The following is a 5,850-nucleotide window of genomic DNA, read 5'->3' as shown; positions in this document are numbered from 1 at the left end:
TCCTCTCTGGCATGACTTTTAACCTCAACGATATAGGCGGTATTTAGCTCACCATTGGTATAGGCAAGGACATCAATTTCTAGGTGTTGTCCATTTTTACTGACTCGCACACTGGGACTAACAACTTCCATACCAAAGCGTTGCCTGAGAATCGTTTCCATTGAGGGAAGGGCAAGTCCTTCGGTAAAGCTGCCGAATTTTGCCCCGAGTCCCCCAATTTGTTTGCCCAGTTCTTTGAGTTGTTTGTCAGTTTTCTGCTGTTGTTGAGCGTTTTCCTTCTGTTGCTGACTAACTTCCTTCAATAGTAGGTCAGTCTCCTTCAGTTGTTTGTCAGTTTCCTTGAGTTGTTGAGCGTTTTCTTTCTGTTGTTGACTGACTTCCTTCAATAGTAGGTCAGTCTCCTTCAGTTGTTTGTCAGTTTCTTTTTGAGCAGCAGTCAATTCGGCTTGAGCAGTTGCTAATTCGGCTAGGATTCGCCATACGTCTTCTGATGTAGTCGTCATAGATGATTTTTTCTCTCTGATTTGGTCTATTACTATTTTACTGAATTTTGCCGATTCATGAATAAGAGAGTGTTTTTTCCTTTGGGGAAGATAGAGCGATAGCCCTTGATGTTTTAATAGGTTTGAGGTTGAAAATTATCGGGAATATCGAGTTCAAATACTTGGTCATGAATCCGAGCCACATAAAACCCTTCTCGCAGAATTTTTTCCCGTAATTCCGGGGATACATGAACCGCAGCTAATATGCCATAGAGTTTTTTATCTTTGTGTTCAGGAAAAAAGCGGCGAAACCGTTGTAAAATACTTTTTAATTGTGTAATAGACTCCTCTCTGGCATGACTTTTAACCTCGACGATATAGGCGATATTTAGCTCACCATTGGTATAGGCAAGGACATCAATTTCTAGGTGTTGTCCATCTTCGCTGGCTCGGACACTGGGACTAACAACTTTCATACCGAACCGTTGTCTGAGAATCGTTTCCATTGAGGGAAGGGCAAGTCCTTCGGTAAAGCTGCCGAATTTTGCCCCGAGTCCCCCAATTTGTTTGCCCAGTTCTTTGAGTTGTTTGTCAGTTTTCTGCTGTTGTCGGTCAGTTTCCTTGATTTGTTGGGCGTTTTCCTTCTGTTGTTGACTGACTTCCTTCAATAGTAGGTCAGTTTCCTTGAGTTGTTTGTCAGTTTCTTTTTGAGCAGCAGTCAATTCGGCTTGAGCAGTCGCTAATTCGGCTAAGATTCGCCATACGTCTTCTGATGTAGTTGCCATAGATGATTTTTTCCCGATGTCACCTATTCACTATTTTATTGGATTTCTGCGCTTGCCGAAGGCACTGGGGAGCAGACTGCTGATTCAATTGGGTAAGGTGGAGGCAATTCATAGAACAAGAATCACCGCCACCAGCGACTAACATCCCTAATCCCTTGATACACTTCTCTTCAGGCAACCTCCCCCCCAAAATGAAGGATTAAAGGCGCTAAATTGGGAATAGAATTAACAATTATCTTCATTCTCTTTGATTTTTTGACTAATTTATGACTGGTTCGCTGAACGCTGGAAAATGCTAACGTTGATGGGTTATTCATTTGACAGATCATAGAGTTCTAAGCCTTGAATAAAACAAAAATCTCTCAAATTCAATGTATATAGCTTAATATTCTGCACTAATGCTGTTGAGGCAATGATAGAGTCAGGGATGTTGAGTTTGTGACTGAGGGAGTAGGTTTCCATTAAGTTAATAAATTGATTGGATATTGCGACATCTACAGGAAAGGTATGTAGCAATCCGGGATGTCTTTTGATTTTGTTGAGTTCATTTTTATTGATTGCTCCATAATATATAGCAATTCCCATAGTTGTGAGGTACAGAGTCTTAGGTTTTGAGGAGTCAGGAGTCAGGAGTCAGGAGTCAGGAGTCAGGAGTCAGGAGTCAGGAGTCAGGATTCAGGATTCAGGATTCAGGATTCAGGAGTCAGGATTCGGGATTCAGGAGTTAAGATTTTGGTGTACCTCATGAGATTGGGAAACGCTATAATTCGGCTTGAGTAATGGAACTAATGGCTAGTTGATTTAGTCCAATATGGCGAAGCTCTTCGATAATTCTATGGTTGTTTTTATAGAATTCAATGAGGATATTGGTGTCACATAAAATCATCGGTTTTCTTCTCGCCATGCTGCTTCACGGATAGATTCAGGCGTGATATTTCTGTTTTCCCACAGTCCTGCTAGGGCAAAGAAGTCTTGCTCGTTATCAGATAATGTTGTTTGATCTTCGATGATTTCTACAGAGTCAACAAAATCTAAAGCAGTTAAAATTTTAGAGAGTGTTTCTGCTTTTTCTTGGTCACGAATGTGTACGATTAGTTGTTTCATGGTAGTTTATTTTGCATTGAGTTGGTATTAATGATCATTGTCTAATTCTGTTTTTAGCCAATTAAGAATCGGAGAACTATTACGAATTCCATGATTAATTAACTGTTGTGATAAATCTAAAATTTCTTGTTTAGATAGATAACCTGCATAAAAACCAACCAAGAGAATTCCTAATGTTCCTTTGACGGGTAATCCCATAGCTTTGGCAACTCTTCTTGCTAATTTCTCATCTATAATTACCCAGTCTGGTTTGATTGAAATTGCCAAGAGAATAACTTCTAATTCTCCTCGATCTAATCCTAGTAATAGCGGTTCAAGAGGAGATGATGATGCAACTTCTTGAACTTGAATCCAATTGGCATTTTTGAGTTCTTTTGCCCCTGGTTTATTATCTCCAGCGATGACAATTTCTTGATAAACTGCCCAAGGAATAATCACTTCATTAAATAGCTGATTAAGAAGATCTAATTGATTAATCAAAGATAAGGCGATGATCGGTGTAGAATTAACAATTATCTTCATTCTCTTGGATTTTTTGGGCTAATTTACGGCTGGTTTGTATTTCTGATTCCCATTCTTCTGCTGTGTAATCAATAATGGAAAAACCATACTCAGAGAGAAGTGTATAAAATGTATATTTATCGCAGCCTAATACTTGTGCGCCGATTCCTGCTGAAATTTTTCCTTCTTGATAAAGATGCCCTAATGTATAAATTATGACTTTACGAGAGAATGCTTCTTTTTCTTCTCTGGCAGCAATGAGGAGTTCTTCGGGAAATGTTACATTAATGCTCATGAGTGTTTAAAAATAATTTGTTTTTCTTGATTTTAGCAGGAATAATATCGCTAATTAATTGATGGTTGATAATTAAGATTCTCTATATTGTTCTCTTTAGTTGTTTATAAATTTCATCATCGTTTCGTTTGTCAATCAGCAAGATTTCTAGTGTTTGCTCCTCAACACGATAAACGATTCGATATTCACCAATATCGGCTCTATGATAAGAGTATCCTTTTAACTTTAGAGAATCTTGGGGATAGGGATTTGTTCTCAGTTCGGTTATTTTTGTGGCTACTTGTTTGGCGTGTTTATCTGGCAGTTTTTTTAAGCGTTTAGTTGCCTGTCGAGATAGGTTAATCTTAAGCATTTAAAATTTCTGACAGTAAAGCCTCACTCTCTGTTGTTCCGATAAAACCTTCTTGATGAGCTTTTTCTGCCTGTAAAGCCAAAAGTTGATTTTCTAACTCGGAAAATCTCTCAAATTCCTCGATTGACAGCACGACTGCAACATTACGTCCCTTTTTTGCTATCTTTACTGGTTCTCTTCGAGCCAAGTCTAACAGTTCGCCAAAGCGATTTTTTGCTTCTGAGGCTCCTAATGTTTTCATAACTAACCTTTATAGAAACTAGCCATTATGACCATTTTAGCTATTATAGCAATTATTGACAGGGCAATCACTTCCACCAGCGGCTGACTTCTCTAATTGCTTGATGGACTTCTCTTAAGGCGACCTCCCCCCCAAAATGAAGGATTAAAGGGACTAAGTTGGGAATAGTTTCGAGGAACTTACGACGAGTGAGAGTACCCAAAGCCTGAAGGTTTTTTTCCCAGAAAGATAAGTCAACATTAGCAGGGGTTAATGTGGCTGTTAATGCTTTTAATACGTCTGCACGCGGGTATTCAGACCCAATCGTTCTGGCAATTTCTAAGGGTTTCGGGTAACACTTCCGTTGACATACTCCGCGCCGTGAACGGACGTGGATTCTTCTATCATCGCTGATTAGAATTTCTGGCTCAACGAGTTCGCTTAAATCAGACCCCTTGCGGTATCTAACCCAGAGGCGAGTCTCTCCTCAGACTTTCGCTCCATTACAGAAGCCTGTTCTCGTATGCCCTACGATACAGTTCAAAACCTCTAAAATAATTGGTTTCTCTGGTACTTGATGCTTAGAGCTTTTACCCATAAAAGCAATCCTTTATGGAACCCTATAACTCTAGTTTTCAAGGTGCGCCTATCGATTAGATAGCTAGGTTTTTAGAGCGGTTGAATACCTTATCCGCTATGGTCTAGCATTATACATCATAAGGGGAATTATTTCCACCACCGACTAACATCCTTAATACTTTGATACACTTCTCTTAAGGCGACCTCTCCCTCAAAATGAAGGATTAAAGGTACTAAGTTAGGAATAGTTTCGAGGAAACGAGGACGAGTGAGAGTTCCCAAAGCCTGAAGGACATCTTGCCAGAAAGATAAGTCAACATTAGCAGGGGTTAATGTGGCGGTTAATGTTTTTAATGCCTTTGCACGGTAGTATTCAGACCCAATCCCTCTGGCAATTTCTAAGGCTTCTGGTAAGATTTCGGATAAATAAAAAACTAACCACGTCGTCTATAATCACTCCATTCAGGAAACTCAGAAAGATATTCTTTATTGATTCCACGGATGCAAATGTATTCACCCTGAATCCAGACTATTGAAATTCCAGAAGTTGACAGTGGCGATTTCCGTAAAATCAACCAAAACGGCAAGCACAATAGTGCAAATATTACTAAAGAAACCGAGACAATTCCATCTCCGTATGCTAGATTCAAAAAATGTATTGTAGCAGCAGCCATAATCATCCCAAAAATTACGCACGAGAAAATCCTATCTGTTAATAATCTGTGCTGTTTTTTAACTTCTTGAGAAAGTCCAAAAGTGATTTTTTCGTATTTTGTCATAGCAAAATATGCAATGATAACCGGTATTGTTACAATCCAGGGCACAAAAATTAAAAAAATGATTCTAATCAGGGCAGAAAAAAGGGCAGAAAAATTAACGAATAAAGGATTAAAGGATAAAGTCTGTTCTTCTTTTCCCGTTACCGGGCGATTGGTTTTGATACAGCGATTTGGTAGAGATGCCCCCCGCAACATCACCAGATATCCATCATACTGCCATATTCTCTTTCCCTTATCTTTAGGAATACAGTAAATATCAACGGGTTCATTGTTTAAGTTAACCTCAAAATTCACCAATAACCCCACTCTGGGAAATTCTTTTTCGTCCTTCCAATCGGAGTTTGTGAACTGGTATCTTGTCCCGTCATTGCCTCTGATAACCCCTGTGTTATTGGAGGTGTCGAAGCGTAAAATAGTTCCTTCCATCTGCAAAAAATCCTTGAGCAAAACCTTATTTATTTCTTCTAAGTATATCGTAAAAAGCTGATCTGCAAGAGGAACATAAGTTTCATATTCTAAGTAGGTGGGTGGAATTAAATATAAGATGAACGTAGGTTGGGTTGAAGCATGAAACCCAACACCCGCTAATGTTACGCTACCGCTAACCCATCCCAGGGTAAGCGCATCTTAACAATTCTTGACAAAATCAACTTTATGTGATTTGCTTACCCAGAGAGCGATTCAGGCATATTTGAGGAGAATTGGCCATCTCAATTGTTAAGCAAAAATCGACCAAATGTGAATATTTCGTAA

Annotated in this window: 11 protein-coding genes; 1 reads left to right on the top strand and 10 read right to left on the bottom strand. The window is 39.1% G+C overall.

Annotated elements, in window-relative coordinates:
• Positions 1 to 503: DUF3782 domain-containing protein (locus O9290_RS03655; protein WP_288086719.1), on the bottom strand; the 503-nt coding region annotated here is incomplete at its 3' end.
• A 113-nt stretch (positions 504 to 616) separates the two neighbouring features.
• Positions 617 to 1,267 (bottom strand): DUF3782 domain-containing protein, encoded by a 651-nt coding sequence (locus tag O9290_RS03650; protein WP_052275650.1) that lies wholly within the window; start codon positions 1,265 to 1,267, stop codon positions 617 to 619.
• A 16-nt stretch (positions 1,268 to 1,283) separates the two neighbouring features.
• Here O9290_RS03650 and O9290_RS03645 point away from each other — a divergent pair, with 16 nt between their 5' ends.
• On the top strand, positions 1,284 to 1,409 hold the full coding sequence (locus O9290_RS03645) for a hypothetical protein (protein WP_283160201.1): 126 nt from the start codon (positions 1,284 to 1,286) through the stop codon (positions 1,407 to 1,409).
• A gap of 167 nt (positions 1,410 to 1,576) precedes the next feature.
• Here the strand turns inward: O9290_RS03645 and O9290_RS03640 are convergent, their stop codons facing one another.
• The 8 genes from O9290_RS03640 to O9290_RS03605 form a co-directional block, all read right to left on the bottom strand.
• Complete coding sequence (locus O9290_RS03640) at positions 1,577 to 1,852, bottom strand: PIN domain-containing protein (protein ID WP_288055256.1); 276 nt, start codon at positions 1,850 to 1,852, stop codon at positions 1,577 to 1,579.
• Between the two features lie 297 nt (positions 1,853 to 2,149).
• Entirely contained in the window at positions 2,150 to 2,371 is a 222-nt protein-coding gene (locus O9290_RS03635) for a hypothetical protein (RefSeq protein WP_061430669.1), read from the bottom strand.
• A 27-nt stretch (positions 2,372 to 2,398) separates the two neighbouring features.
• Positions 2,399 to 2,893, bottom strand: a complete 495-nt coding sequence (locus O9290_RS03630) for a PIN domain-containing protein (RefSeq protein ID WP_288055259.1) — start codon at positions 2,891 to 2,893, stop codon at positions 2,399 to 2,401.
• Positions 2,877 to 3,167: a UPF0175 family protein gene (locus tag O9290_RS03625; protein ID WP_008203693.1), complete on the bottom strand. Its 291-nt coding sequence runs from the start codon at positions 3,165 to 3,167 to the stop codon at positions 2,877 to 2,879. The genes O9290_RS03630 and O9290_RS03625 overlap by 17 nt, the downstream gene beginning before the upstream one ends.
• Positions 3,168 to 3,249: 82 nt before the next feature.
• Positions 3,250 to 3,519: a type II toxin-antitoxin system RelE family toxin gene (locus tag O9290_RS03620; RefSeq protein WP_002739840.1), complete on the bottom strand. Its 270-nt coding sequence runs from the start codon at positions 3,517 to 3,519 to the stop codon at positions 3,250 to 3,252.
• Positions 3,512 to 3,760 carry a type II toxin-antitoxin system Phd/YefM family antitoxin gene (locus O9290_RS03615; RefSeq protein ID WP_002739617.1) on the bottom strand — a complete coding sequence of 83 codons (249 nt, stop codon included), beginning with the start codon at positions 3,758 to 3,760 and terminating at the stop codon, positions 3,512 to 3,514. Before O9290_RS03615 ends, O9290_RS03620 begins: the two co-directional genes overlap by 8 nt.
• Positions 3,761 to 4,465: 705 nt before the next feature.
• Positions 4,466 to 4,600, bottom strand: a complete 135-nt coding sequence (locus O9290_RS03610; protein ID WP_287665640.1) for a hypothetical protein — start codon at positions 4,598 to 4,600, stop codon at positions 4,466 to 4,468.
• A gap of 152 nt (positions 4,601 to 4,752) precedes the next feature.
• Positions 4,753 to 5,523 (bottom strand): hypothetical protein, encoded by a 771-nt coding sequence (locus O9290_RS03605; RefSeq protein WP_288055262.1) that lies wholly within the window; start codon positions 5,521 to 5,523, stop codon positions 4,753 to 4,755.
• Positions 5,524 to 5,850: the final 327 nt, after the last annotated feature.

Source organism: Microcystis sp. LE19-41.2A (assembly GCF_027530405.1).
Classification (GTDB): Bacteria; Cyanobacteriota; Cyanobacteriia; order Cyanobacteriales; family Microcystaceae; genus Microcystis; species Microcystis aeruginosa.
Note: the sequence above shows the minus strand (reverse complement) of the source record. Positions and strands in the feature narration are given on the sequence as shown.